A 258-nucleotide genomic window follows, 5' to 3' on the forward strand; every position below is an offset into this window, starting at 1 on the left:
CGCTGGATCCGCGACCGCCCGTAGAGCTCGGCCGCCCCCAGGCCGCCCAGCACCACCGCCGCGACGCCGTTGACCGGGTCCATCAGCACAAACGGCAGGCACAGCCCGCCGAGCACCAGCATCGACACGCCGTTGAACATGGCCATCCGCGACGCCCGCGTCAGCTTCTTCACCCGCCCCCCCGCCTCGGCGAACTGCCGCTGCTGCTCATCGCTGAGCGGGCTGGCCGGGTTGGCGGGCGTGGGCTGGGGCATGGGG

At 73.6% G+C, this 258-nt stretch carries 1 protein-coding gene; it reads right to left on the reverse strand.

Annotated features, from left to right (window positions below; translation table 11 throughout):
• A partial coding sequence (locus R0J87_RS22060; protein ID WP_498888986.1) for a hypothetical protein occupies positions 1-258 on the reverse strand: 258 nt, incomplete at both ends.

The organism is Halomonas sp. SIMBA_159 (assembly GCF_046536035.1).
Lineage (GTDB): Bacteria > Pseudomonadota > Gammaproteobacteria > Pseudomonadales > Halomonadaceae > Vreelandella > Vreelandella venusta_A.